A 22,180-nucleotide genomic window follows, 5' to 3' on the forward strand; every position below is an offset into this window, starting at 1 on the left:
GCAACTTCTCCACTTGGAGCATTGTATAAATCCATGAACCACTATTCCAATACGCTTTTCGACCTTGAAGGTTCCACCGCTCTTATCACGGGCGGGTCGCGAGGCATCGGGCTCCAAATTGCGGAGGCGCTCGGTAGTGCTGGTGCGCGGCTCATGCTGACGGCAAGAAAGGAGGCCGAGCTCGAGGCCGCAGCCGCTCACCTGGGAAGTCTTGGAATCGAGGCGTCCTGGGTTGCGGCCGACTCCAGCGACTCGTCCGAGGTCCAACGTGTTTGCAGCAGAACTCTCGACACGCTCGGCCATTTGGACATATTGATCAACAACGCGGGAACTTCCTGGGGCGCCTCGGCTGAAACCCACACGCTTCAAGCCTGGGACCGCGTCATGAATCTGAATATCAGAAGTCTTTTTCTTTTTAGCCAACAAGCTGCCGTGGGAAGCATGATCCCGCGCAAGCGCGGTCGCATCATCAACATCGCCTCAATTGCCGGGCTCGGCGGGAATCCAGCGCCAATGGAATGCGTCGCTTACAACACCAGTAAAGGAGCAGTTATCACGTTTACCCGTGCACTTGCTGCCGAATGGGGTAAGCACGGAATTACCGTAAATGCGATCTCCCCGGGGCTGTTCCCAAGCAAGATGGCAGACGGGGTGATTGCAGCGTTTGGTGAGGAAAGAATCATCAGCACGACGCCTCTTGGGCGGCTGGGCGATCCAGACGACCTGAAAGGCGCTGCTCTGTTGCTCGCTTCTGCAGCCGGGAAACACATGACCGGTCATGCAATTGTTGTCGATGGTGGCACCAGCGCGGTGATCGGCGCGTGAATGCACGAATATCAATTCGCCAATGAACGAAAGCTTACCCTATGACGTTTGAGTACGAACCATCAGAGTTGACGCAGCGTGATGAACTGCTTTACGCATGCCAAGAGTTGAGCCCAATCTTGCAAGCGGCAAACGACACGGTAGAAAAAGAAAGACATTTGCCAAACGAACTTGCCGAAACACTGGCTCAGGCCGGCCTTTATCGCATGTTCGTTCCGCGTGCACTCGGTGGCTTGGAGGCGGATGTGCATACATTCGTGGCCGTCGTAGAAAAACTGGCACAAGCTAATGCTGCGGCGGCATGGTGCACGTTTATCTCGAACACATCGACCATCATTGGGGGTTATCTTCCTGGTCCCGAAGCAAAAGTAATATTTAAGAATCCAAACATCAAAATGGCCGGAGTATTCGCGCCGCGCGGGACTGCGGTCCGCACGGCAGTCGACGGGGTACCGGGTTTCCTGGTAAATGGAAGTTGGATGTGGGGATCAGCATCGTACAACGCTGATTTCATCACCGGCGGATGTGTGATTTTGGGAGAGGATGGAAAACCAGAAAAATTGGCGGATGGAACACTTGAAAATCGTTCCATGATCTTCAGAGCGGAGCAAGTATCGATCGCTGATACCTGGCACACGCTCGGTTTGCGCGGAACAGGCAGCAATGAATACAGCGTAAAAGATGTATTCGTCCCTGCCGGCTTGTCCGCATCAATACTTACCGACGTGCCGATCGCAGGTGCATTGTTTAAGTTTCCGGTGTTTTGCATCCTGGGTGTGGGCATCGCGGCAGTAGCGCTCGGCATCGCACGTCTTGCCATCGATAGTTTGATAGAGCTTGCAACAAAAAAGACACCTCAAGGCAGCGCTCGTCTTTTGGCAGAGCGCGCCTCAACTCAGCAGCACGTAGCAAGGGCGGAAGCCCAGCTTCGCTCCGCTCGGGCTTTCTTGATTGACGCGGTTGACCGGGCATGGTCCGCGTCGAACAACGCGGGAGAGATCTCTGTGGCGCTACGCCGCGACCTTCGACTGGCGACGACCCACGCAAGCGAACAGGCGGTCGAAGTCGTCACTCGGGTGTATTCCTGTGCGGGTGGCAGCGCGATCTTCAACGACTCTCGACTACAGCGCTGCCTGCGCGATGTCTTAACTGCGTCCCAACACATGATGGTCAGTGAGTCCACATATGAACTCACTGGCCGGCTGTATCTCGGCCTTCCGACGAACTCCGCAATGCTTTGAAGGACGCAAATGACAATGCCTGAAGACTGGCTCAGACGGTTGAAATTGCCGCTCCTTATCGCACCGATGTTTCTGGTGTCTACCGTCGAGCTGGTAGTGGCTGCGTGCCGTAAGGGTGCCATTGGAACCGTTCCGGCAGCGAATGCCAGGACTGTTGAAATCTTGGATGAGTGGTTTCATCGGATTTCAACTCAGCTAGGGCCGACTGATGCGCCCTGGGGTGTGAATCTGCTCGTTCACAAAAGCTATCAGCGGCTCAGCCAAGACCTTGATGTAGTGGCGCGCTATCGGCCACCGCTAATTATCACGGCTCTTGGAAGTCCGAAAGAGGTAATTGAATGCGTGCACTCGTATGGCGGACGAGTGTTTGCTGACGTGAACTCTGTACAGCATGTCCGAAAAGCCGTATCGCTCGGGGTCGACGGGCTTGTCCTAGTAGCTGCCGGCGCGGGGGGGCATACAGGGATGATGAGCGCCTTTGCAATGGTCCCCGCCATTCGAGAGTTTTTCGGCGGGACGATAGTCTTAGGCGGGGGAATCATCAATGGGTCGGGCATTCGGGCTGCGGAAACGCTCGGCGCGGACCTTGCCTCCATGGGCACAGCATTTATCGCTTGCCCCGAGTCAATGGCCAGCGACTCTTACCGTCAAATGTTGCTGGATTCGGATATCGACGATCTGATCCTGACCAAAGCTGTTTCTGGAGTACCGGCGTATTGGTTGCGCAAAAGTCTGGCCGCGGTCGGCATCAATGCTGACGAACTCGAGTCTGCTGAGCCGGTGCGCAACGGAGACATTGAGCGCTGGACGAAGGTGTGGTCAGCCGGCCATGGAGTGGGATCGCTCAATGCGATTGAGCCAACAGCCGCTTTGATGGACAGGCTAATCCGCGAGTACTGGTCCGCCGTTGAAAGTGGACCCCAACTGCAGTATTTCGAGGCCGCATGATGACTAATTCCCCACCACGCATCCTTGGCATTGGGGGTGGGACAAGACCCGGCTCAAGTGCCGAGCGCTATCTGCAGCTTGCACTGAGCGCCGCTCAAAAGGCAGGGGCAACAACAACCTTCCTCGGTGCCAATTCGCTTCGTTTACCGCTCTATGAACCCAGCGCAGCCGCAGACGTTGCAGCACAGCTACTTGTTCAGGAATTGCGCAAAGCCGACGGAATCATCATCGCATCGCCTGGCTATCACGGCACCGTGTCGGGGTTCATGAAGAACGCGCTTGATTATGCCGAGGAAACCAGAAGCGATAAGCGCCCCTATTTCAGCGAACGTGCGGTCGGCTGCATGGCCGTAGCTGGGGGATGGCAAGCGGCTGTCGGAACGATGGCTTCCTTGAGGGAGATAGTGCATGCGCTCAGAGGGTGGCCCACCCCGATGGGTGTCGCCATCAACATATCTGAAGCTCCGCTCGATTCCGCAGGCACATGCCAATCAATTTCCGTGGTACAGCAGATTCAGCTGATGGCAAGCCAGGTCGTTGAATTCGCAAATCTTTCAACCAACCGGCAACTTTAACCAATTCCAACTCTGGAGATATCCCATGACCGACCTTTCGCAACTTTCCAACAAGCAGTTCGTTCTCAGGCAGCGTCCCAGCGGGCTGCCAAAAGAAAGCGACTGGCAGCAGTTAAAAACGGCAGTAAAGGCGCCTGAGAAAGGAAAGGTGCTGGTGCAAGTCACCTTCATTTCTGTGGATCCGGCCATGCGATCGTGGATGAATGAAGGCAAATCCTACATGGAGGCCATCGCTATCGGTGATGTCATGCGGGCTGCCGGGGCAGGTCTGGTCTTGTGGTCCGAGGATGCAAGATTCAGTGTCGGCGACGCTGTGCTGGGGGCTTTTGGTGTCCAGGAGTTCGCGACCATGGACGCCAATGATCTTACGAAAATTGATATTTCAAAAGTGCCAGCAACGGCTTATATGGGCGCCCTTGGCACTCCTGGTTTTACGGCGTACTTTGGTCTTCTTGAAATAGGAAAACTCAAATTCGGCGACACGGTCCTGGTATCTGGTGCCGCAGGAGCCGTGGGGTCAGTGGTCGGCCAAATCGCCAAGATCAAGGGATGTCGCGTCGTTGGTATTGCAGGGGGAGCAGAGAAATGCGCTCACCTTGTAAACAATCTGGGGTTTGATGCTGCCGTCGACTACAAACAGTCTGACGCGCGTGCTCAGTTGTCAAAAGTATGCCCGGATGGTGTAGACGTTTACTTCGACAATGTCGGCGGCGAAATACTTGATCTCGCTCTCGGTCGCATTCGACGCGGTGCGCGTATTGTGGTTTGCGGGGCCGTCTCCCAATACAACAATGTAGCCCGTGGCAGCGGGCCAAAAAACTACATGTCTTTGCTCATGAACAGAGCCACGATGGAGGGGTTTGTCATTTTCGATTATGAAAAGCGTTATCCCGAGGCACTGCATGCATTGCGAGGTTGGCTAGCCGCCGGCTGGATCAAATCTTACGAAGATGTGCTCGAGGGTATTGACACTTTCCCCACTGCACTACAGCGCATGTTCGAGGGTGGAAACACCGGGAAAATGCTTATCAGGCTCCCGGTACCGGCTGGCCTTGCTGCTTTGTGAGGTAGCTTATGAACAATCGCCCGTGGCTGAAGTGGTACCCGCCTCAAGTTCCACACACTATCGAGCCTTTGAAGGAGTACCGGACTCTTGTCGAGTTCTTCAATGCTTCGTTTTATCGTTTGGGCGATCGTATTGCCATTCGTCACGAAAAAAGTGAGTTCAGCTATTCGAATCTAGACTCATTGAGTCTAGCAATTGCAGCGTATCTACAGACGCTGGGGCTCGAGGTGGGGGCAAAAGTAGCCGTCGCTCTTCCCAACTCACCACAGTACGTTATAGCGGCAATCGGTGTGATTCGAGCGGGCATGGTATTGGTCAACGTCAATCCCGCCTACACCGCTCGGGAGTTCCTGCTGCAAGTCTCGGATGCTGAAGCTGAGGTGGCCATATTGCTCGAAGGTCAGTTCGATGCAGTGAAGGATGGCCTGTCCCAGACGCAGGTTGGCCATTCAATCCTGTGCAATCTGCGCGGTGACTTGGAACCGATACGAGAAAGCCGTCGCACAAACCTTGCCGCCAAATCAGTGATTGATATGCCTGAAGCGCTCTCGCTCGGGATGTCGGCAACCTATTCAATGCCTACACTGGCCAAAAGCGACACCGTGGTTCTGCAATACACCGGCGGAACCACAGGGGTTTCCAAGGGAGCAATGCTCTCTCATGAAAGCCTACTGGCCAACACGGCTCAAAACTCCGCCTGGTTCCAGCCCGCATTGGCAGACATACCAGCCCCCGTGTTCGCATGTGCGTTGCCTCTATATCACATAGTTTCTTTCATAACACTCTTGGCGAGCATTAAATTGGGGGGAATTATGCTCCTGATTACCGACCCTCGTGATTCGGCAAAGATGTTGGCGAAATTACGTGAAGCCCCTTTTCACATGCTACCCGGCATCAATACGCTGTTCAGCAACTTGATGAATGATCCTGAGTTCGACACAGTCGATTGGCGACACCTCAAGGTAACCACAGCTGGCGGAATGGCCACGCAGCGTCCAATCGCCGCTCGGTGGCTGGCAAGAACGGGTTGCGCCATTAGCGAGGGATACGGACTTTCCGAGACGTCCGGAACAGTAAGCTGCAACCCACCTCACGGCAATATTCGCCAAGGGACAGTCGGCCCGCCAGCACCGTCAACGGAAGTACTGATCCTTGACGAAAAATTTGAAGCGCTGCCATTGGGAGAGGTTGGACAAATTGCAGTTCGCGGCCCCCAGTTGTTCAAGGGTTATTGGCAGCGCGATGCAGAAACTGCTCGATTCATGACGAAAGATGGTTTTTTTTTGACAGGTGATCTCGGCTGCATTGATGAACACGGCTATCTGTGCATTTCTGGTCGGGAGAAAGAAATGATGCTGGTGAGCGGGTTTAACGTTTATCCCAGCGAGATTGAAGCTGTGGCTATCGAAATGGACCAAGTGCTTGAGTGCGCGGCTGTCGGCGTTCCTGACGAGCTCACTGGAGAAGCCGTGAAATTGGTTGTGGTGCCTCGGAGTGACGCGCTAACTGAAGAATCAATAAGACAACACATGAAGGCAAACCTAACTGCGTATAAGCGCCCGAAGATCATTGAATTCCGGACAAAGCTCCCCCGGTCAGCGGTCGGGAAATTGCTGCGCTCGTCGCTTGGTGCCGCGCTGTGACGTTGAAGATAGGTGTGCCTGCCGAGACAATGGCCGGCGAAACCCGTGTGGCCGTTACACCCGAAACGGTGAAGAAACTTGTCACTGCGGGGCACACCATTCGCGTGCAGTCGGGAGCCGGCGTTGCAGCCAGCGTCACCGATGCCGCCTACATTGCAGCCGGCGCTGAAATCACCGACGTGGCGGGTGCCTTCGGGGCCGACATGGTGCTCAAGGTGCGCTCGCCGAACGACGCCGAAGCCGCGCTGATGAAGCCGGGCACCGTCGTCATCGGCATGCTGAACCCCTTCGACGCGGCCGGCCTGCAGCGGCTGGCCACGGCCGGGCTCACGGCCTTTGCGCTCGAAGCCGCGCCGCGCACCACCCGGGCCCAGAGCATGGACGTGCTCAGCTCGCAGGCCAACATTGCGGGCTACAAGGCCGTGATCATGGCGGCCGACAAATACCAACGCTTCTTCCCCATGCTGATGACCGCCGCCGGCACCGTGAAGGCGGCGCGCGTGGTCATCCTGGGCGTCGGCGTGGCGGGCCTGCAGGCCATTGCCACCGCCAAGCGCCTGGGCGCCGTCATCGAAGCTTCCGACGTGCGCCCGAGCGTGAAGGAACAGATCGAATCGCTCGGCGGCAAGTTCATCGAAGTGTCCTACGACACCGACGAAGAGAAAGAAGCCGCTGTCGGCGTCGGCGGCTACGCCAAGCCAATGCCCGCGAGCTGGCTCGCGCGCCAGCAGGTCGAGGTGGCCAAGCGCGTGGCGCTGGCCGACATCGTCATCAGCACCGCGCTCATTCCGGGCCGCGCGGCACCCACGCTCATCACCGAAGACATGGTCAAGTCCATGAAGCCCGGCTCGGTGATTGTCGACATTGCCGCCGGCAAGGGGCCCGATGGCGTGGGCGGCAACTGCCCGCTGTCGGAAGCCGACCGCACGGTGGTGAAGCACGGCGTGACCATCGTGGGCGAAACCAATCTGTCCGCGCTGGTGGCGGCCGATGCGTCGGCGCTCTATGCGCGCAACGTGCTGGACTTCCTCAAGCTCATCGTCACGAAGGAGGGCGCGCTCAAGATCGACCTCGAGGACGACATCGTCGCCGCCTGCCGCGTTGCGCAGGACGGCCAGGTCACGAAGAAGTAAGCGGCCCACCAGCGTTCGAACGAGGAGAAGAACCCATGGACATCGTTTCCCACACAGTCATCAATCTGATCATCTTCGTGCTGGCCATCTACGTGGGCTACCACGTAGTGTGGACGGTGACGCCCGCGCTGCACACGCCGCTCATGGCCGTGACCAACGCGATCTCGGCCATCGTGATCGTGGGCGCCATGCTCGCAGCGGCGCTCACCGAAACCGGTTTGGGCAAGACCATGGGCGTGCTCGCGGTGGCGCTGGCCGCGGTGAACGTTTTCGGCGGTTTCCTCGTCACGCGGCGCATGCTCGAGATGTTCAAGAAGAAAGAGAAGAAGGCCGCGCCCAAGGCTGAAGAGGGAGTCGCCAAGTGAGCATGAATCTCGTCACGCTGCTGTACCTCGTTGCCAGCATCTGCTTCATCCAGGCCCTGAAGGGCCTCTCGCATCCCACCACCTCCATCCGCGGCAACATCTTCGGCATGACCGGCATGGCCATTGCCGTGCTGACGACGGGTGCGCTCATCTACAAGCTGGCGGGCGGCAATCTCACCGGCCTGGGCTACGTGCTGGTTGCGCTGGTGCTCGGCGGCGGCCTGGGCGCCTACATGGCCAACAAGGTCGAGATGACCAAGATGCCTGAGCTGGTCGCCTTCATGCACAGCATGATCGGCCTGGCGGCGGTGTTCATCGCGGTTGCGGCCGTGGCCGAGCCGTACGCCTTCAACATCACGCCCAAGGGCGAGATGATTCCCGCGGGCAACAGGCTCGAGTTGTTCCTGGGCGCGGCCATTGGCGCCATCACCTTCAGCGGCTCGGTCATTGCCTTCGGCAAGCTCTCGGGCAAGTACAAGTTCCGCCTGTTCCAGGGCGCGCCGGTGCAGTTTGCCGGCCAGCACATGCTGAACCTCGTGCTCGGCGTGGCCACCATCGGTCTCGGCCTGGTGTTCATGTTCACCGAAAGCTGGCCTGCCTTCTTCGCGATGCTGGCGCTGGCCTTCGTGATGGGCGTGCTCATCATCATCCCGATCGGCGGCGCCGACATGCCGGTGGTGGTGTCGATGCTCAACAGCTACTCGGGCTGGGCGGCGGCGGGCATCGGCTTCAGCCTGAACAACGCGATGCTGATCGTGGCCGGTTCGCTGGTGGGCTCTTCGGGCGCGATCCTGAGCTACATCATGTGCAAGGCCATGAACCGGTCGTTCTTCAACGTGATCCTGGGCGGCTTCGGCGGCGACGCAGCCGCAGCGACGGGCGGCGCGAAGGAGCAGCGGCCGGTGAAGAGCGGCAGCGCCGACGACGCGGCCTTCGTGCTGGGCAATGCCGAAACTGTGGTCATCGTGCCGGGCTACGGCCTGGCGGTGGCACGCGCGCAGCATGCCGTGAAAGAGCTGGCGCAGAAGCTCACCGAAAAGGGCATCACCGTCAAGTATGCGATCCATCCGGTGGCGGGCCGCATGCCGGGCCACATGAACGTGCTGCTGGCCGAGGCCGAGGTGCCCTACGACCAGGTGTTCGAGATGGAGGACATCAACGGCGAGTTCGGCCAAGCCGACGTCGCGATCATCCTGGGCGCCAACGACGTGGTGAACCCCGCCGCGCACACCAAGGGCAGCCCGATCTACGGCATGCCCATCCTGGAGGCCTACAAGGCCAAGACGGTGATCGTGAACAAGCGCTCGATGGCCGCGGGCTATGCGGGCCTGGACAACGATCTCTTCTACATGGACAAGACCATGATGGTCTTTGGGGATGCCAAGAAGGTGGTTGAGGACATGGGCAAGGCTGTTGAGTAAAGGCTTTGCTGATGAACGCAACAACACAGAGCGATGGCGACACGTTGAAGGCTCGCCCGATAGCGGCTTCAGTACCTGGCCTCGCTCTTCATTCATCCCGTCCGGCGCACCCCATGCCGGACTATTCCAAAGGTCCCAAATGACCCCCTCGCTCCAAGGCAAGATCGCTGTCGTGACTGGCGCAAGCACCGGCATCGGTTTGGCCATTGCCAAACGGTTTGCAGCCGAAGGCGCAAGCGTCGTTATCACCGGTCGGCGCCAGAAAGAGCTTGACGCCGCGGTCGCCGAAATTGGGGATCAAGCCTCCGGCGTCCGCGCCGACGCCTCCAGCCTGCAGGATCTCGACACCCTCTTCGATACCGTCAAGCAACACCATGGACGAATCGACGTCTTGGTCGCCAACGCGGGAGGCGGCAGCATGGCTCCGCTTGGCGCGATCACGGAAGACCTGTTCGACCAGACGTTCAGCACCAATGTGAAGGGGGTGCTCTTCACAGTTCAGAAGGCACTTCCCCTGTTGGCGGATGGCGCGGCAGTCATCCTGATTGGTTCGACCAGTTCGATACATGGCCTACCGGCATTCAGCGTTTACAGCGCCTCGAAGGCGGCAATCCGGAACTTCGCTCGTAGCTGGATTCTGGACCTCAAAGGTCGCAACATTCGCATCAATGTCCTCAGTCCCGGACCGACGAAAACGCCTGGGCTGCTAGGGCTGGTGCCGGTCGAGCACCAGCAGGGGCTGCTCGATGGTTTTGCAGGTCAGATCCCGATGGGCCGGGTCGGTGAACCCGATGAAATCGGCAAGGTCGCAGTCTTCCTGGCCTCGAACGCATCGAGCTTCGTCACCGGCATCGAGTTGTTCGTCGACGGCGGCATTGCACAGATCTAGAGCGATGAAGCTGTTCCACCTGCTCAGTGCGCAGGCCTTGGCCGCAGCTCCCCGGCCTGGCCAGACTGCATCTTCGGTCGTAGCGGCCGAGCGCGTCAGCCTCGTCGACCAATTGAAGTTCACTGAACCTCCTGGCGGGAGGAGCCCTGCGTGCAGCTTCGCACCTTCCTTCGACCGCGAAGAATGACGAATAGCGTATCCATGCGGCGCTCTACCGCTGCACCGCAGCCTCTTCAACTTCCTGCAAGGACCCGACCATGAAACTCGACAACGCCACCGTCCTCGTCACCGGCGCCAACCGCGGCATCGGTCTCGCTTTCGCCCGCGCCGCTCTGGCCCGCGGCGCCCGCAAGGTCTACGCGGCAGCGCGCGACCCGGCCAGCGTCACGTTGGCCGGCGTCGAAGCCATCCGCCTCGACGTCACCCGGCCCGATGAGATTGCCGCAGCGGCACGCCATTGCGGCGACGTCACGCTGCTGATCAACAACGCCGGTATCGCGACGCTCGGTGGATTCCTTGCCGAAGGCAGTGTCGAGGCCGCCCGCGCCCAGTTCGAGACCAATTTTTTCGGGCCGCTGCGCATGGCGCTCGCCTTCGCGCCGGTGCTCGCCGGCCACGGTGGCGGTGCGATCCTGAACGTCCTGTCGCTCGCGAGTTGGATCAGAGCACCCCGTCTCGCGACCTATGCCGCCACCAAATCGGCCGCCTGGTCACTGACCAATAGTCTGCGCCACGAGTTACGCGCCCAGGGCACCCAGGTACTGGGCTTGCACATGGGGTTCGTCGACACCGACATGGCGCGCGGCAACGATCAGCCCAAGTCCAGCCCGGACGAGGTGGTGCGCCGCAGCCTCGACACCCTCGAAGCCGGGGCCGAGGAGGCGCTGGCCGACGAGATCACGCGGCAAGTCAAGCAGGGCTTGTCGGCCGAGCCGGGCGTCTACCTTCGGACGACCTAAGGCTGAACTGCGTTCCGGCAAGCTACTGCCCCGCACCGACCTGATTGAACGGTGATCACGAGACCATAGACATGACAGAAGCTCAAACCGGCACCAAGCCCATCCCCGAGACTCATGCGTTCGACGTGGCCGCGCTACGGGCCTTTCTTGAGCCGCGGGTCGACGGCTTCCAGGGCCCACTCACGGTCGAGCAGTTCAAGGGCGGGCAATCGAACCCAACCTACAAGATCAACACGCCGGAGCGCTCTTACGTGATGCGCTGCAAGCCCGGCCCGGCGGCGAAGCTGCTGGCCTCGGCGCATGCGATTGATCGTGAATTCACCGTGATGCGGGCGCTGCGCGCGACCGACGTTCCGGTCCCGGAAATGTACCTGCTGTGCGAAGATGAATCCGTGATCGGCTGCGCCTTCTACGTGATGGAGTACATGTCCGGCCGCGTGATGTGGGACCAATCGATCCCCGATGCCGACGACACGCGGCGGAGTCGAATCTACGACGAGATGAACCGCGTGATCGCCGCGCTGCACAACGTAGACGTCAAGGCAGCGGGTCTCGAGAACTACGGCAAGCCTGGCAACTATTTCGAGCGCCAGATCGGTCGCTGGACGAAGCAGTACCAGGCTTCGATCACGCAGCCGATCCCCGAGATGGATCAGTTGATGGACTGGCTCCCTGCCCACATACCAGCCAGCGCGCGCGACGAGAGCCAAGTGTCGGTCGTGCACGGCGACTACCGGCTCGACAATCTGATGTTCCACGCCACCGAGCCACGGGCGATCGCAGTGCTCGACTGGGAGCTCTCGACGATCGGCCATCCGCTGGCCGACTTGAGCTACCACTGCATGTCGTGGCACATCCAGCCGGGCCCAACCCTCGGCATTTGCGGGCTCGACCTCGCCGCTCTCGGCATACCCGACGAGAAGAGCTATGTGCGCCGCTACTGCGAGCGGACCGGCCGCGCCGACCCCGACGCAGTGATGGCCGATTGGAACTTCTACCTCGCCTACAACATGTTCCGGCTCGCCGGCATTCTGCAAGGAATTGCCAAACGTGTGGAGACGGGGACAGCGTCGAGCGCGCAGGCAAAGCAAGCGAGCGCCGGTGCGCGGCCGCTTGCGCAGATGGGTTGGGCACTTGCGCAATGCGCTTGAACGAGCGTGCGTCCACTTCAGCGACGCCCTCGGGTCATCGACGCATGAAGAAGCAATGCAGCCGATGCAGAGGCGATCCGCGAGGCAGTGGGTCGGCAAACATGCACCACGTTCCGGTGAAGCAATCGAGCAGCAGGCAGTGCTCGCGCTGCATCGCGTGCGGCAAGGATTTGTGCGAGCGCGCACCGCACAAGCAAACCAGATACGCTGCCTCCTCGCTGAGCTTGGCCTCATCATTCCCCAAGGGATCGGCCACATCGCCACGTCCCGGAGTTGCCAACGAACTACCAGGCGCGTCGCTGGGCTTTTCCGCGTGACGTAGAGCCAGCCACGAGCCCGAACAACAGTATTTTCGGTTGGCTTGACGGCTCCGGCCGCGCGGCTCAGAACTTCTCAGCGACTTGCTTGCCGAGGTCGAGTTCGACTCCCTTAGGCTGCTGCAAGCCGCGTTCGAAGAGGCTGCGCACGTGATCTGCGTTCTCCGGACGACCCGCCGTGCGCCTGAAGGCGGCCATAGCGGCTGCGTAGTCCCCCTCCGGGATTGCGGTGGCCGCGTCGACGAACGCCTTCGTGCCGGAGACCCCGGCCTTGCTAAAGCCGGCGATGCGGCGGGCGAAGGTGTCGACGAAGTCGTCCAGCTCGCCCTCGGGAAGAACGCGGTTGACGTAGCCGTATTCGGCGGCGAGCTGGGCCGGGAAGTCGTCTCCTCCCACCACGATCTCCATCGCGCGACCTCGGCCCACCAGCTCGGCCAGTCGCCCCATCGGGTTGCCGCCGGGTACGGCGCCGAAGCCCACCTCGGGCTGCCCCAGGATGGCGTTGGGCCCGGCGAAGCGGACGTCCGTGTTCAGGACGAACTCACTTCCCGCTCCTCGGACGCGGCCGTTGATGGCCGAGATAGTGAGGGCCGGGACCCTGCTGAGGCGCAGCAGGGCGTCCGGGTAGGGGAGGAGCCCGGTGGGGCCCGGCGCCGTAGTGTAGACGCGCTGGATGTCGGACTTGAGGTCGAAGTGTGCCATGAAGAAGTCGGGGTTGGCACTCTGGAACACGACGACGGTCAGATCGGGGTCCTGCTCGATGCGGGTCACCAGATCGCCAAGCTGATCGATGGTGTCCGGATCGCGATGAGGTTGATCGGGCCGTTCTCGAAGGTCACCTTCCAGTAGGACGGCGACACCGCGCGTACTTCAAATTGGGTTCGGTTGCTCATGGACATGATTCCTTAGTTTTAGATCGACACCAGATGTCGCAAAATGCTGACTCGGTCAGCCCCGATCCTTGTTCGGATTGACGAGGTACTTCTCGCCGGTCGACGCCTTGCTGTAGGCCGCGATGGCGTCGAGCTGCAGCGCCTCGCCCATCGACACCTCGCACGTGTAGTGGCTTGCAAAGGTTGTCTTGAGTTCGGATGCCACGCGCTGCTTCAGCCGCTCGGCCTCGGCCGCGCCGACCTTCTGCAGAAACGGGAATAGCAACCAGCCGCCCATGCCCCACGACATGCCGAAGCCGCGGGTGAATTCCGTCGCCCCCCGATCGAGGCTGCCGTAGATGTAGACCTGCTTGTGCACGGTCGAGCCGTAGCGGTTGTATTCCTTCGCATTGCGGTTCACGGCCGCTTCCATCGCCATGAGGATCTGGCCGGCCAGCTTGCCGCCCCCGATCGCGTCGAAGGCCAGCGTCGCGCCGGTTGCGGCCAGCGCGTTCGTCAGGTCTTCCATGAAGGTCGGCGACGTGCTATTGCAGACGTACTTCGCGCCGAGTTCGCGCAGCAGCGTCTCGTGCTCGGGCTTGCGTACGATGTTGACGAGGCCGATCCTGTCTTTCAGGCAGACCTTGTTGAGCATCTGCCCCAGGTTTGACGCCGCCGCGGTGTGGACCAGCGCGGTGTGGCCTTCTCGCTTCATCGTCTCGGTCATGCCTAGGGAGGTGAGCGGATTGACGAACCACGAGGCGCCCTCCGCGGCCGATGTTCCTTCGGGCAGCGGCAGGCACTGCGCGACGTTGACCGCGCAGTACTGCGAGTACATCGCGCCGCCGATCACGCCCACAGTCTTGCCGAGCAACGCCTGCGCGGCCGGTGAACTCCCGGCGCCGACCACGACGCCGGCGCCTTCGTAGCCGACCGGCACCGACTCGTCCAGACGGCCCGCCACGGCCGGCAGCATGCGCGGCGGCACGGTGGCGGTGACGACCGGGCGGTCGGCCGTGCCGGAGGCCCTCGCGGTCGACATGTCGGCCATGCCAAATAGCACCATCAGGTCCGACGGGTTCAACGGGGCCGCGTCGATGCGCACGAGCACCTCGTCGGCTTTCGGTTCGGGCATCGGCACCTCGGCGAGCGAGAGTTCAAGCTCGCCGCCGGCGCGGACGATGGAGCGGAGTTGCAGCGGCATGGGGGTGTCTCGTAAGTTGGACGAAGGCGGTTTCATTGAAGCTGAACGCCTCTGATCACCAGGACTCGCGGAAGGGCCGCACTTCCGTCAGGAACGACCAGGCCGAACGCGGCTGGTGGGTGACGTGCCAGACCTCTTCGGCGATGTCGGATGGCTTGATGAAAAAGTCATCCGGCTTGTCCGCCCACCGCGCGCGGGTCCAAGACACGTCGATGATCGCGTCGATCATCATGAAAGACACGTGCACGCCCCGGGGCCCCATCTCGCGGGCGATGGACTCGGCCAGAATGCGCTGCGCCGCCTTGCTTGGCGCAAAGCCGGCAAAACCGGCCTTGCCACGGACGGCCGAGGTGTTGCCTGTTACCAGCAAGGCGCCGCCCCCTGCTGCCTCCATCCGCGGCGCCGCCCACCGCGCCAGGTGCAGCAAGGCCATGACATTGATCTGGAAATTCTGCAGGAGAACTTGCGGCTCGATGTCGAGGAAGTTGCCGAAGGCACCACCCACGGCGTTGTGGATCACCACCTTTGGGACGCCTGCACGTTGCTCGATGGCATCGAGGGCGGCCGCTAGCGCAGCAGGGTCGGCCACATCGCAGGGGACCGCAAAAGCGTTTGGAAGTTCGCTTTCGAGATCGGTCAAGCGCTCGACCGTGCGCGCGAGCATGGCCACCTGGTAGCCGCCATCGTGGAACCGCCTGACCATTGCCGAGCCGGTGCCCGGCCCTACGCCGGTGATGATGACAAGTGGCCTCATGCGACCTGCTCCAGGCGAGCTTGCACGAAGTGCAGGCGGTCGTTGCCGAAGAACATATCGTCCCCCACGAACAGGGTCGGCGCGCCGAACACGCCACGCGACGCCGCCCCGGCGGTTGCCTCGTCCAGGAGGGCCTGCGCGGCCGGCGAGTCCATCCGCCCTTCAAGCGCCTCAGCGTCGAGCCCCGCGGTGCCCAGCAGGGCCGCGACCTCGGCCGCCGTCCCCAGTGGCGCGGGAGTTGACCAAAACGCGTTGAAGATCGCGTCCACCGCCGCGGGCATCGCGCCCATTTGCCCGGCCACCAGCGTGGCGCGCAACAGGCGGCTGGCGTCGATCTCCGAGCCCTGGGGATGCCGGTTGAGTGGAACCCCATAGTGGGCAGCCCATCGGCCCATGTCCGTCATCACGTAGCGTCCTTTGGGTGCGCAGGTGATGCTCGTCGGCACGTTACCCACCGCTTTCATAAGTGCCCCAATTTCGAATGGATGGAAGGCGATCTCGACATCCATCTTCCGGACCTGAGACAGTGCAAGGAAGCTGTAGGGGCTGCGATAGTCAAAGTAGAAGTCAATCGTTTTCATTTGGGGTTCCTTTGGTGCAATCCGTAGTTGTGAATGATGTTCATAGTCCGCGGCCGGCTCCGCGCTCGGTTGCGAACTTGGCGAGATAGGGGCCGAACTCCGGCGCGAAGGCCGGATCAGTCGCGAGGCGGTCGAAATGCGCCATGGCGCGGGGAAACCGCTCTCGGGCGTTGCCCAGGAACGGCGCCTTGCCGAGCGCTTTCAGGGCCTCGCTACGGCCCAGTTCATTGTGGAAAACGGCTAGTTCACAGGCGAAGCAGATGTCGGCCAAGCTCACCCTCTCGCCGACAAGGGTCTGGCGGGCCGGCTCCAAGGCCCTGTCGATGCCGGCCATGTAGGTCGTGAACGCCTCGTCGGCGCGAGCATGGACGTCCGCTGAAAGTTTGGAGCCTTGCATGGCGAGGAGGTAGATTTGCGCATCGCGACCGAACACCAGACTGACATCCAGAAAGCTGTCTATCCGCGACGCCTCGAATGGATCGTTGCCATATAGCCCGCTCCGCTCCGCCTGGCGGGCGACTGCGCGCATGATGCTGTTGGACTCGAAGATGCCGACCTGCCCGTCCCCGCTGAAAGCCGCGGGGACTGTCCCAAACGGCTGAGCTACAAGAAAGGCGTCGGTCTTGTAGAGCTTGCGGCCCTTGAACCCGATGCGGCCTATACGCTCAGCGGCGGCGCGTGCTTCGGCGGACACTTCGCTTAACGGGCGCGCGTCGAAATCCCAGAGCCAGTCCACGAGTTCGGCGCCCGCGGCGCCCCGCACCTCCAACTCGACGCCGCCGATGCGCGCGGCGATGACTGCCTTCCACACACGAGGATTGGGCAAGTAGGAAAAGATCCGCACCTCGGCCATCGCGCTGTCTCCATGGTGCGCCGACAAGCGGTGGCGCAGTTGTTCGTCCAGCGGGCTGTGGGGCCGGCGACTGCCGACACCATCCGCTGTTCATGCCCCATTCTGCATGACGATCATCATCCTGTCTACCGCATTGCTTCGCCAAAAGATGTTTCACCTGCACTGGTTTACCCGGAGACGGGATGCATCAATCAGAACGCGACGGCATGGCCCTGGCTGGTCCATTACTGGAGCGGCGACCGTGCAGCGTGGCTGTTGCAGCCGCCGGGAACAAATGGCTCGAACGGTCTGGGCGGTACTTGGCCCTGGACGACGGGCATGCCCGCCAAAGCGGGGCACGCGCGCATTGCTCGCGCGGCGGGATTACGCTTTGAAGGAGCGCAAGCGACCGCGCGCGAAGTGGGCCAGACAGGTCGGGCCCGAATGAGATCACTCCGATAAACAACCTGAGCCACAAAGGTCGGCCCACAGATGGGAGCTACTTGTAGCCGGGGTGGGAGCTCACATAAGCTGAATAGGCGTGTCGGTCAGCACCCCGCGCTCAGGCACTGCGCTCAGCACTCATGCAATTTGAGTTCCACCACTCGCGACGAAAACCTGCGAGCGCTCACCGTCGGGCGCAAGGACCTGACATGTTCCGCAGTTGCTGAGCACGCGCCGAGGGGAACGCGTACCGCCCGTGCCGCGACTCAGGTTTGGTCCTGGTTGCCTGAGCGCGTCCGCTCATTGGGCTCGTTGAACGCCACCAACTGCTCGCGCACGCTGCGGAGCAAGTCGTCCGAACGGGCCGGGTCTGCCATCACCCGCGACAGGGCCAGAGCGCCAACCATGGCGCTGACGGCCAACATCGCTCTGGAATCGTCGTTGTCGTCAAGGTGGCGCCGAGCGGCGGCAATATAGTCCTCGATAGAGCCTGACATGACCGCCCTGGACTGGGCGTCGGCGCGTCCGACATCGGAGATCAACGCCGACACTGCGCATCCAGTGCTGCGCGAGTCCCGATGGCTGGGGCTCAGATAGTCGCTGACGAAGCCGGCGAAGCCGGTCGGACGCGCTGATTTCTCCCTCGCCGCCGATCGACGTACGCCATCAACCAGGGCGCGCCTGAGGGCCTGGGCGAGCAAGTCCGCGCGAGATGCAAAATGGCCGTAGAAGCCGCCATGCGTGAGATTCACGCTCTTCATGAGCTTGCCCACGCTCACCGACTCAAGTCCGCCTTCTCGAATCTGGTCGGCGGCCTCCCTCAGGATCCGCTCTCGACTTTGCGCCTTTTCGGCCTGCGAATGTCCCAAGGCAAACGCTCCTATGCAATCTGACGATCTGGATGACGGTCAACATCTCATTGTAGGCATTGATGACCCCATGATGCATTTGCGCCTCCTCTTCAAGCCAGCGAGAGCAGAGCTCGAACCAACTGCTGCGGCATGGACAGGAATGGGCTGTGATCCGAGTCCAGTTGCAGCACCTGCGTCTTGTTGGCAGGTGTCGCGGTGTCTGCCTGCGCCACCATCAGGTCCTGGAGCGCCGGCGGGATGGTGTTGTCCGCGCTGGTCCGGATATAAGTACGTGGGATGGCTCCCCAGCGCTGCACCGACGTCGCAATTGGCGTGACCATCGCACCTATCGGAATATCCGGCGACAGCAGATTGAGAGCGGCGCGCGCTGTTGCAGCGTCCACTTTCCCGTAAAACAGATTGATAAGCCCCGCGCGATAACTATCGTTCGTGGATGCGGGGTCGAGTCGCAGGGCGCCGGTAATTCCAGGATCGCTGCGCAGCAGCGGTGTCAAAAGCGATGGCGGTGCTTGTTCATCAGGGGGGAATGCCACCATCGGCTGGCCGTCCTTGGGCATGAATGCCGCGAGGTAGACCAGGCGCGCAATCTTGCCGGGGCCCAGCAGTTCAGCGGCAGCATGGATTGCACCGCCGCCCATGCTGTGACCCACGACGATCGGCGCCGGGAAGCCGGCGGCGAGTAGGGAGTCGACGGCATTGGCCACGGCCCGAGCGTAGTCGGCCAACGTGATACCCGCGATCGGTGAGACTTCAGTCGCCAGTGCCGCCGTCCGGGGCTGAACGTCGAACGCCGCCGGGAATGCCGCATTGAGGCCATGCCCCGGCAAGTCGATCGCCAGCACCGGGTGGCCGGCGGCAGCCAGCAATGGGCTGATCTTGCCCCAGCACCAGGTGCCGTGCCAGGCCCCGTGAACCAGCAAGTATGGGCTTTTTGGCGAGAGCGCTGGCGCCGGTTCTGCCTGCGTTCCCGAGCAGCCGGCCAAGGCCGCGCCGGAGGCTGCAAGGGCAGATGAGATGATGGCGCGTCGAGAAAGAAGCATCGCGATGTCTCCGTGGAATAGGTTCCGGAGCATCGGTGGTGTGCGGCATTCGCCCTAACGCCTCAGTGCAATTCAGCGGATTGCGTGCAAATCGTCGACTCGGGATTTCCCTCTTGCGAGTCGACTACTGCCGGACCATCGTCGTTTCCAGTGAGCTCCATAATGCCGTTCCCTCCCATTGAGTTCGATCATGGAGGCACAAGCCTGCGCGGCCTCCGTGTGGCGGACAGCCATGATGTTGACGAATCGCCCCTGCAAACCGCGCCTTTTTTTGGCGAATGCCGGCTTCAGCGGCTGCGGCGTGACGATGTGTTCCATGGCACGCTCGACTGCGTTCCGATGGGGCCTGTGTCATTCAACCGCACACGCTGGGGAGCGCGTGTTTCACTCGAACCTCTGTCACAGGCCTTGCAGGGCTACTACCTGATCAGCCTGCCGACTCGAGGAGCAGCGCAAGTACGCCAAGGCGGTGAATTGCACCAACTGGTTGCGCAGAGTCCAGGCGTTTTCAGTCCAGTTCGCACCTTCTCAATGGAAGTGCACGAGGGATATGACCAACTGCTGATCCGCGTTGATAGCTCATTGATTGCAGATGCCTGGCAGGGCCTGACCGGCCGGCCGCTGATGGCGCCCTTAATTTTCGAAACGCCCCTGCCCACGCGACCGCAGCTGACCCAGGCGTGGCACGGCATTGTCGCCCTCGCCGGTATGGCGTCGGCGCTCCCGCCAGCCGGCAAGGCGCGGCAATTCACGCAAGCATCACTGGCGGACGCTCTGGCATCGCTTCTGCTCACCCAGCATGCCCACAATCAGCAGTCCACGCTCGACGCACGCGCGACCTGCACGGCTTCGCCGCGGATTGTCAGGCAGGCGGAGGAGCTGATGCTGCGTCGGCTGCGAGCCCACGTTTCGGTGGACGATCTTTGCGTCGAATGCGGCGTGTCGCGCCGCGCGCTGTTCGCCGCCTTTCAGTCTTGCCACGGCGTGGGGCCGATGACTTGGCTGCGGGAAAGGCGGATGGAAGCGGCGCGGGGCGCGCTGCAAAAGCCAAGCCGTGGCGGAATTCGCGTTGCCGACATCGCCCTCGAGTACGGCTTCGCCCATGTCGGCGACTTTGCCGGGGCGTATCGACGGCGATTTGGCGAGGCGCCATCACAGACATTGAGGCGTGGCTGGGCGTACGCCTGAGACGTCCGCCACGCTGGAGATCCTGAAGAGAGCTCGCTAGATCGGGATAGAAGTACGGGGCATCGATTTTTCTCCCAGCATCGCGATCGTCGACTTGACATTGCCCTTGGAATCCGTACCCCTAGCCGAGCTCATGAGTTGGCTTGCTTTGGTTGATTGGCAGGCCCGTCCTGCTCAAACTGCATCGGGATGACATAGGGCAGCGTTGTTGGTTGGAGTGGCCCCGCGGCTGGACCACTGGGCAAAGCAGAACTGATCCGCTTTACCCGGAGGCATCGCGCCTCGCATATGCAGATCGATTTCCGAATGTGCACCCTCGAACTGCATCAGCTCGAAGCCGTGTCTCCTCTTTAACGAGCGATTCCATTGCGTCGTCCGCTTTCCGCCTCGGGCGACAGAGCGCGCCATCCAATTACGCACGACGTGACACACAGCGCGATGCCGAGAAAGGAGAAGAGCAGCACCAGCGCTTCGCGCAACCATGGCCGTTCGCGCAGCGGCTCGAAATCAAGACTGTGCAATCCCTGGTACAGCACCCGCTGCCACCGCCCCGATGGGTCGGCCCGCAAAAGCAGCTTGCCCGAAGTGGCATCGGCATAAAGGTCAACGCCGTCTGGCCAATGAGCGCGCCAGACAGGCAATGGCCGGGTGTCCAGCGCTTCCGCCGAGGCCGGATTCTTCGCATAGTAGACATCGTCGTAGCGATCCATCCGCGTCACATTCGAAGGGAGGTGATCGACACCGCGCAGGCGCCGCAGAGCGCCCGCCATCAACCCGTCTGGCAGCGCCAATTCCACCGCCGGCGCGACGCCGGCAACGTCCGCCCGCACCCACCACCGCCGTTGCATGCCTTCGAGGCGGTACCAGACTTGCCCGTCGACACGAATCCGTTCAAATTCCAGCGGCTGCGCACCGGCTTCCCGCGACCGTACTGCCGCCAAAGCAGCCTGCGGACTGACAAGGGCCTTCCCGTCGGCGCCGAGCCAGTGTTCCCGCTCAGAGGCCGAGGCTCCCCGTGACGAGAACACCCCGTATGGATTCATCGACATCAAACCCGAGAAAATCCAGGTGAGCGTGAACACCGCGGCGACGAGGCCGGCAATGTGGTGCCAACGCATCCACAACTTGCGATAGGGAATCCAGCGGGTTCTGTTGAGGAACAGCTGCCAGACTCCCAACACCAGTCCGGTTCCGGCCAGCAGCACGCCCGGGATCGACAGCCAGACAACCACCTGGTTCCACGCCTTCGGGAACTGCCGCAGTACGGTCGGATAGATCCAGTGCGGCACGGCGCCGACCCAGTTCCAGAACCGTTCGGCACGACGTGTGTCACGCACCACTTCGGCGGCGGTGCTCGACACATACAGTTCGAGACCGTCGTCGCCATCGAGCCTGACTTTGAAAAGTGGACGGTAGGGGTTCAAGCCTTGCGGAACGGTCCATTGGTCACGCTCCAGCCCCTCGGCCAGCACCGCTCGCCGCCCGCTGAAGGACTCGGCAACCTTCATGGCCTCTACGGATGTCAGCGGCGCGTTCATTGCACCGGTACGGGCGTCGAGGGCTTGCCACTGCGGGGTGTGCTGCTCGCCGGCATCGACCAGCAGGCGCCAAACCGGCACCTCCTGGTCGGCCATGCCGAGGCGCGCTTCGGTGAACGCGACGCCGGCTCGCCTTGCGGCTTCCTCGGCGGTCAGGCAACAGCCGACAGCCTGTTTCAGGGGCTGCAGTCCCGCGCGGCGCTCTGCCTGCGTCAGGTTCGGGAACGGCACGTAGTACAACACGAGGCCGCTGAGGAACCACATCAGAAGCAGTAGCGCCAGCGAGATGCCGAGCCATTTGTGGATGAAGATCAAGACCCGC

Annotated in this window: 23 protein-coding genes and 1 pseudogene; 14 read left to right on the forward strand and 10 right to left on the reverse strand. The window is 61.6% G+C overall.

The window, feature by feature from the left end:
- Positions 1-33 precede the first annotated feature (33 nt).
- The 13 genes and pseudogenes from ACSQ9A_RS31750 to ACSQ9A_RS31810 form a co-directional block, all read left to right on the forward strand.
- The gene (locus tag ACSQ9A_RS31750; protein ID WP_436306832.1) at positions 34-825 is read left to right on the forward strand and encodes a glucose 1-dehydrogenase; all 792 of its coding nucleotides are present in this window, start codon (positions 34-36) and stop codon (positions 823-825) included.
- Positions 826-866: 41 nt separating this feature from the next.
- Positions 867-2,066 carry an acyl-CoA dehydrogenase family protein gene (locus ACSQ9A_RS31755; RefSeq protein WP_436306833.1) on the forward strand — a complete coding sequence of 400 codons (1,200 nt, stop codon included), beginning with the start codon at positions 867-869 and terminating at the stop codon, positions 2,064-2,066.
- A gap of 15 nt (positions 2,067-2,081) precedes the next feature.
- Positions 2,082-3,014: an NAD(P)H-dependent flavin oxidoreductase gene (locus tag ACSQ9A_RS31760; protein WP_436306834.1), complete on the forward strand. Its 933-nt coding sequence runs from the start codon at positions 2,082-2,084 to the stop codon at positions 3,012-3,014.
- Positions 3,011-3,589, forward strand: a complete 579-nt coding sequence (locus ACSQ9A_RS31765; protein ID WP_436306835.1) for an NADPH-dependent FMN reductase — start codon at positions 3,011-3,013, stop codon at positions 3,587-3,589. The genes ACSQ9A_RS31760 and ACSQ9A_RS31765 overlap by 4 nt, the downstream gene beginning before the upstream one ends.
- Before the next feature lie 25 nt (positions 3,590-3,614).
- Positions 3,615-4,655, forward strand: a complete 1,041-nt coding sequence (locus tag ACSQ9A_RS31770; protein ID WP_436306836.1) for an NADP-dependent oxidoreductase — start codon at positions 3,615-3,617, stop codon at positions 4,653-4,655.
- A gap of 8 nt (positions 4,656-4,663) precedes the next feature.
- Positions 4,664-6,298 carry an AMP-binding protein gene (locus ACSQ9A_RS31775; protein ID WP_436306837.1) on the forward strand — a complete coding sequence of 545 codons (1,635 nt, stop codon included), beginning with the start codon at positions 4,664-4,666 and terminating at the stop codon, positions 6,296-6,298.
- A 2-nt stretch (positions 6,299-6,300) separates the two neighbouring features.
- On the forward strand, positions 6,301-7,431 hold the full coding sequence (locus ACSQ9A_RS31780) for a Re/Si-specific NAD(P)(+) transhydrogenase subunit alpha (RefSeq protein WP_436307741.1): 1,131 nt from the start codon (positions 6,301-6,303) through the stop codon (positions 7,429-7,431).
- A 35-nt stretch (positions 7,432-7,466) separates the two neighbouring features.
- Positions 7,467-7,796, forward strand: coding sequence for an NAD(P) transhydrogenase subunit alpha (locus ACSQ9A_RS31785; RefSeq protein WP_126748827.1), 330 nt, complete (start codon positions 7,467-7,469; stop codon positions 7,794-7,796).
- Complete coding sequence (locus ACSQ9A_RS31790) at positions 7,793-9,217, forward strand: NAD(P)(+) transhydrogenase (Re/Si-specific) subunit beta (RefSeq protein WP_436306838.1); 1,425 nt, start codon at positions 7,793-7,795, stop codon at positions 9,215-9,217. The genes ACSQ9A_RS31785 and ACSQ9A_RS31790 overlap by 4 nt, the downstream gene beginning before the upstream one ends.
- 139 nt (positions 9,218-9,356) lie before the next feature.
- Positions 9,357-10,106, forward strand: coding sequence for an SDR family NAD(P)-dependent oxidoreductase (locus tag ACSQ9A_RS31795; protein ID WP_436306839.1), 750 nt, complete (start codon positions 9,357-9,359; stop codon positions 10,104-10,106).
- A gap of 257 nt (positions 10,107-10,363) precedes the next feature.
- Positions 10,364-11,065, forward strand: a complete 702-nt coding sequence (locus ACSQ9A_RS31800) for an SDR family oxidoreductase (protein WP_436306840.1) — start codon at positions 10,364-10,366, stop codon at positions 11,063-11,065.
- Positions 11,066-11,136: 71 nt separating this feature from the next.
- Positions 11,137-12,216: a phosphotransferase gene (locus tag ACSQ9A_RS31805; protein ID WP_436306841.1), complete on the forward strand. Its 1,080-nt coding sequence runs from the start codon at positions 11,137-11,139 to the stop codon at positions 12,214-12,216.
- Positions 12,217-12,264: 48 nt separating this feature from the next.
- Positions 12,265-12,475, forward strand: a pseudogene (locus tag ACSQ9A_RS31810) (IS110 family transposase); the annotation flags it as partial.
- A 124-nt stretch (positions 12,476-12,599) separates the two neighbouring features.
- On the opposite strand, the gene ACSQ9A_RS31815 reads toward ACSQ9A_RS31810, so the two are convergent.
- From ACSQ9A_RS31815 to ACSQ9A_RS31855, 9 genes are all read right to left on the reverse strand, one after another.
- Entirely contained in the window at positions 12,600-13,304 is a 705-nt protein-coding gene (locus ACSQ9A_RS31815; RefSeq protein WP_436306842.1) for an enoyl-CoA hydratase/isomerase family protein, read from the reverse strand.
- Complete coding sequence (locus ACSQ9A_RS31820; protein WP_436306843.1) at positions 13,301-13,426, reverse strand: hypothetical protein; 126 nt, start codon at positions 13,424-13,426, stop codon at positions 13,301-13,303. The genes ACSQ9A_RS31815 and ACSQ9A_RS31820 overlap by 4 nt, the downstream gene beginning before the upstream one ends.
- Positions 13,427-13,481: 55 nt before the next feature.
- Entirely contained in the window at positions 13,482-14,609 is a 1,128-nt protein-coding gene (locus ACSQ9A_RS31825) for a zinc-binding dehydrogenase (protein WP_436306844.1), read from the reverse strand.
- 55 nt (positions 14,610-14,664) lie between these two features.
- Positions 14,665-15,363, reverse strand: a complete 699-nt coding sequence (locus tag ACSQ9A_RS31830) for an SDR family NAD(P)-dependent oxidoreductase (protein WP_436306845.1) — start codon at positions 15,361-15,363, stop codon at positions 14,665-14,667.
- Positions 15,360-15,944: a 2-hydroxychromene-2-carboxylate isomerase gene (locus ACSQ9A_RS31835; RefSeq protein WP_436306846.1), complete on the reverse strand. Its 585-nt coding sequence runs from the start codon at positions 15,942-15,944 to the stop codon at positions 15,360-15,362. The genes ACSQ9A_RS31830 and ACSQ9A_RS31835 overlap by 4 nt, the downstream gene beginning before the upstream one ends.
- A 40-nt stretch (positions 15,945-15,984) precedes the next feature.
- Entirely contained in the window at positions 15,985-16,797 is an 813-nt protein-coding gene (locus ACSQ9A_RS31840) for a glutathione S-transferase family protein (RefSeq protein WP_436306847.1), read from the reverse strand.
- 689 nt (positions 16,798-17,486) lie between these two features.
- Positions 17,487-18,089 carry a TetR/AcrR family transcriptional regulator gene (locus tag ACSQ9A_RS31845; RefSeq protein WP_436306848.1) on the reverse strand — a complete coding sequence of 201 codons (603 nt, stop codon included), beginning with the start codon at positions 18,087-18,089 and terminating at the stop codon, positions 17,487-17,489.
- Between the two features lie 92 nt (positions 18,090-18,181).
- A complete protein-coding gene (locus ACSQ9A_RS31850; RefSeq protein ID WP_436306849.1) occupies positions 18,182-19,132 on the reverse strand; it encodes an alpha/beta fold hydrolase in 951 nt (316 codons plus the stop codon).
- A gap of 72 nt (positions 19,133-19,204) precedes the next feature.
- On the reverse strand, positions 19,205-19,450 hold the full coding sequence (locus tag ACSQ9A_RS31855; protein ID WP_436307784.1) for a hypothetical protein: 246 nt from the start codon (positions 19,448-19,450) through the stop codon (positions 19,205-19,207).
- Here ACSQ9A_RS31855 and ACSQ9A_RS31860 point away from each other — a divergent pair.
- Positions 19,442-20,320: an AraC family transcriptional regulator gene (locus tag ACSQ9A_RS31860; protein ID WP_436307742.1), complete on the forward strand. Its 879-nt coding sequence runs from the start codon at positions 19,442-19,444 to the stop codon at positions 20,318-20,320. The two genes, ACSQ9A_RS31855 and ACSQ9A_RS31860, sit on opposite strands and share 9 nt — an antisense overlap.
- A gap of 350 nt (positions 20,321-20,670) precedes the next feature.
- Here ACSQ9A_RS31860 and ACSQ9A_RS31865 read toward each other — a convergent pair whose 3' ends face one another.
- Entirely contained in the window at positions 20,671-22,173 is a 1,503-nt protein-coding gene (locus tag ACSQ9A_RS31865; RefSeq protein ID WP_436306850.1) for a PepSY domain-containing protein, read from the reverse strand.
- Between the last annotated feature and the right edge of the window lie 7 nt (positions 22,174-22,180).

The organism is Variovorax sp. LjRoot290, assembly GCF_964253985.1.
In the GTDB taxonomy this organism is placed as follows: Bacteria; Pseudomonadota; Gammaproteobacteria; order Burkholderiales; family Burkholderiaceae_C; genus Variovorax.

Excerpts from the sequence above, each read along its gene's own strand:
- ACSQ9A_RS31750 (WP_436306832.1), top strand. The coding sequence starts at position 34 with ATGAACCACTATTCCAATACGCTTTTCGACCTTGAAGGTTCCACCGCT.
- ACSQ9A_RS31755 (WP_436306833.1), top strand. The coding sequence starts at position 867 with ATGACGTTTGAGTACGAACCATCAGAGTTGACGCAGCGTGATGAACTG.
- ACSQ9A_RS31760 (WP_436306834.1), top strand. The coding sequence starts at position 2,082 with ATGCCTGAAGACTGGCTCAGACGGTTGAAATTGCCGCTCCTTATCGCA.
- ACSQ9A_RS31765 (WP_436306835.1), top strand. The coding sequence starts at position 3,011 with ATGATGACTAATTCCCCACCACGCATCCTTGGCATTGGGGGTGGGACA.
- ACSQ9A_RS31770 (WP_436306836.1), top strand. The coding sequence starts at position 3,615 with ATGACCGACCTTTCGCAACTTTCCAACAAGCAGTTCGTTCTCAGGCAG.
- ACSQ9A_RS31775 (WP_436306837.1), top strand. The coding sequence starts at position 4,664 with ATGAACAATCGCCCGTGGCTGAAGTGGTACCCGCCTCAAGTTCCACAC.
- ACSQ9A_RS31785 (WP_126748827.1), top strand. The coding sequence starts at position 7,467 with ATGGACATCGTTTCCCACACAGTCATCAATCTGATCATCTTCGTGCTG.
- ACSQ9A_RS31795 (WP_436306839.1), top strand. The coding sequence starts at position 9,357 with ATGACCCCCTCGCTCCAAGGCAAGATCGCTGTCGTGACTGGCGCAAGC.
- ACSQ9A_RS31800 (WP_436306840.1), top strand. The coding sequence starts at position 10,364 with ATGAAACTCGACAACGCCACCGTCCTCGTCACCGGCGCCAACCGCGGC.
- ACSQ9A_RS31805 (WP_436306841.1), top strand. The coding sequence starts at position 11,137 with ATGACAGAAGCTCAAACCGGCACCAAGCCCATCCCCGAGACTCATGCG.
- ACSQ9A_RS31820 (WP_436306843.1), bottom strand. The coding sequence starts at position 13,426 with ATGAGCAACCGAACCCAATTTGAAGTACGCGCGGTGTCGCCGTCCTAC.
- ACSQ9A_RS31825 (WP_436306844.1), bottom strand. The coding sequence starts at position 14,609 with ATGCCGCTGCAACTCCGCTCCATCGTCCGCGCCGGCGGCGAGCTTGAA.
- ACSQ9A_RS31830 (WP_436306845.1), bottom strand. The coding sequence starts at position 15,363 with ATGAGGCCACTTGTCATCATCACCGGCGTAGGGCCGGGCACCGGCTCG.
- ACSQ9A_RS31835 (WP_436306846.1), bottom strand. The coding sequence starts at position 15,944 with ATGAAAACGATTGACTTCTACTTTGACTATCGCAGCCCCTACAGCTTC.
- ACSQ9A_RS31840 (WP_436306847.1), bottom strand. The coding sequence starts at position 16,797 with ATGGCCGAGGTGCGGATCTTTTCCTACTTGCCCAATCCTCGTGTGTGG.
- ACSQ9A_RS31850 (WP_436306849.1), bottom strand. The coding sequence starts at position 19,132 with ATGCTTCTTTCTCGACGCGCCATCATCTCATCTGCCCTTGCAGCCTCC.
- ACSQ9A_RS31855 (WP_436307784.1), bottom strand. The coding sequence starts at position 19,450 with ATGGAACACATCGTCACGCCGCAGCCGCTGAAGCCGGCATTCGCCAAA.